This is a genomic window from Candidatus Methylomirabilota bacterium, assembly GCA_035315345.1.
Lineage (GTDB): Bacteria > Methylomirabilota > Methylomirabilia > Rokubacteriales > CSP1-6 > CAMLFJ01.
In genome coordinates this window covers 1-2,794 of sequence record DATFYA010000173.1, presented here as the reverse complement: position 1 = coordinate 2,794, position 2,794 = coordinate 1, and the positions used below count along the sequence as shown (strand labels likewise).

Annotated in this window: 2 protein-coding genes; one reads left to right on the top strand and one right to left on the bottom strand. The window is 70.7% G+C overall.

Annotated features, from left to right (window positions below; genetic code table 11):
- Positions 1-247: 247 nt before the first annotated feature.
- Complete coding sequence (locus tag VKN16_22225; protein HME96930.1) at positions 248-2,008, top strand: IS1182 family transposase; 1,761 nt, start codon at positions 248-250, stop codon at positions 2,006-2,008.
- Here the strand turns inward: VKN16_22225 and VKN16_22220 are convergent.
- Positions 2,009-2,794, bottom strand: a 786-nt coding sequence (locus VKN16_22220) for an alkaline phosphatase family protein (protein ID HME96929.1), incomplete at its 5' end; no start/stop codon positions are given.

Below are 2,794 nucleotides of genomic sequence, written 5' to 3'. Positions count from 1 at the left end.
CCGGTCGCGTCGGACTTGCCCCGGCCCGGTCTGCTGGGCTGGGCCCCCGGGCGTCGGCCCGCCCGGTGGATGCCCGATGCCCGATGCCCTGCTGCTTGTCCGGCCCAAGCCACCCGAGGGGGACTCTGCTGCTCAATTCCGACACGCCGTCGTGTAGATCCACTGGATCCGCGGCTCTGACCTGAATGCTCTTGGCCTGCGGTCGTTGCTCCCCGTTCTCGGCCGCAGAATGAGGTGCGTGGTGTCGATGCGGCCGCGGCCAGCGCCGCGGGTTCCCGACCCGACGGTGGTGGTGGCCCGGGCGGCGTTCCCGAAGGGCAGCCCGGCGATGAGCGCGCGCGACGAGCTCGCCGACGTCTTTGATGATGAGCAGTTCGCGGCCGCGTTCGGCATGCGGGGCGCTCCGGCGGAGTCGCCGGGGGCGTTGGCGCTGGTCACGGTGTTGCAGTACGTGGAGAACCTGACTGATCGCCAGGCCGGGTTGATGGTGGCGCGCGCGATCGACTGGAAATACGCCCTCGGGTTGGAGTTGACCGATCCCGGCTTCGACCCGAGCGTGTTGAGCAAGTTCCGCGCCCGGCTGGTCGAACACGGTCTGGAACGGGTCGTGTTCGACAAGATGCTGGAGGTGCTGGCGGCCAAGGGCCTGGTCGGGGCCGGCGGCAAGCAGCGCACCGATTCCACCCACGTGGCCTCGGCGGTGCGCGATCTCAACCGGCTCGAGCTGGCCGGGGAGTCGGTGCGGGCCTGTCTGGAAGCCCTCGCGGCCGCGGCCCCGGACTGGCTGGCCAGCGTGATCGACGTCAGCGAGTGGAGCACCCGCTACGGGGCCCGGGTCGATTCCTGGCGGCTGCCCAGCTCGGCGACCAAGCGTGAGCGGCTCGCCGGGCTCTACGGCAGTGACGCGCTGGTGCTGCTGCGCGCGATCCATGCCGCGCCGGCCCCGGACTGGCTGCGCGAGCTGCCCGCGGTGCAGGTCTTAGCCACCGTGCTGATCCAGAACTACTACATCCACAGCAACGCCCGGGGGCGGGAGGTGATCATCAGGCGGGAGCCCGACAAGCACGGGCTCCCGCCTGCCCATCGCCGGGTCAGCTCGCCTTATGACACCGATGCCCGCTGGGCCGCCAAGGGCGAGGACCTGTTCTGGTGCGGCTACAAGCTCCACCTCACCGAGACCTGCGACACCGCCAACGACACCGGGGAGGACACCGGAGAGGACGAGGGCAAGCCCCAGCCCGCTGTGCACCCTGAACCGGGTCAGCCCGACCCGCGGCGACCGAACCTGATCACCAATGTGGCGACCACCGAGGCGACCGTGCCGGACGTGAAGATGACCACCCCGATCCACCGCGAGCTGGCCCGACGCAACCTGTTGCCTGCCGAGCACTACCTGGACTCCGGCTACCCCTCCGCCGAGGTGCTTGACCAGGCGCATCGCCAGTTCGGGCTGACCCTGGTGACCCCGGCCCTGCTGGACACCTCCCGCCAGGCCCGAGCCGGTGCCGGGTTCGACAAGACCGCGTTCACTGTTGACTGGCAGACCCGCCAGGTCAGCTGCCCGCAAGGCCAGACCAGCGCCACGTGGAGCCCAGCCCGCCAACGCGACACCGAGGTGATCGTGGTCAAGTTCGACACCGCGACCTGCCGGGCCTGCCCAGTACGCGACCAGTGCACCACCGCCGCCCGAGGCGGGCGCCAGCTCACCCTGCGGCCCCAAGAACTACACCAGGCCCTGGCCCGCGCCCGTGCACAGCAGACCACCCAGACCTGGAAGAGCAAATACGCCATCCGCGCGGGCGCCGAGAGCACCATCCACCAGGCGGTCACCACCGGCGGGATGCGCCGAGCCCGCTACCGCGGCCTGCCCAAGGTGGCCCTGCAGCACGCGTTCGCCGCGACCGCGATCAACCTCGTCCGCCTGCACGAGTGGTGGACCAGCTCACCTCTGCAGTCCGTCCGCAAGGCCAGCCACCTCACCCGCCTCGGTCACGCTCTCGCCGCCTGATCACGAACCGAATTGGGCAGCAGAGTCGGTGATGGGCACGGGCGTGACTCCGGCGCGCCGGCTCCACCGTTCGGTGAGGCGGGCGAGGCGGCGGGACCAGCCCACCCGGAACGCGGGCTTGACGAACCAGTGGACCTTGTTGTGGACGGGGGAGCAGGTCAGCTGGTGGACGCGGGCAGCGCCGTCGGTCCCGTTTCCGGTGATGCCGAGGAGGTCGACGCGGGCGGCGTAGCTGTGGTGGACGTCCCCGGAGAGCACGCTGACCGTCGCGGGCGACCGCTCACCGGGATCGCCGGTCGCGACCTGTGCGATCAGCCGGGTGAGTCGGTCGAAGGAGTCGTGGAAGGCCTGCCAGTGCTCGAGGTCGGCGCCCTGGCGGATCTTCTCGGCGAGCCAGCCGCGCCAGCCGGGCCGGTTCGCCGCGATCTGGTTGACCGCCTGCAGGTCGCCGAGCGCGTGGGGGAGCAGCCAGGGCAGCGACGTGCCCAGGACGAGGTGGTCGACGGCGCCGTCGCGCATCTGCTCCTCGACCCACCAGAACTCGCGGTCGCCGAGCATCAGGTGTCGGCCGTCGTCGAGGATCCGCCCGTTGCGCGAGTCGATCATGATGAACCGGCTGGTGCCGAGGTCCCAGCGGAAGCTGAATCGGATGCCTTTCGCCCCGTCGACCTCGGCGTCGGCCCGGTCGGCGAGCTCGACGAGCGCCGGCCAGGCGTCCCCGTCGATACCGCGGATCCGTTGATAGTCGGGGTCCTCCTCGAGTTGCTCGGGGCTGAGATTGCCGAT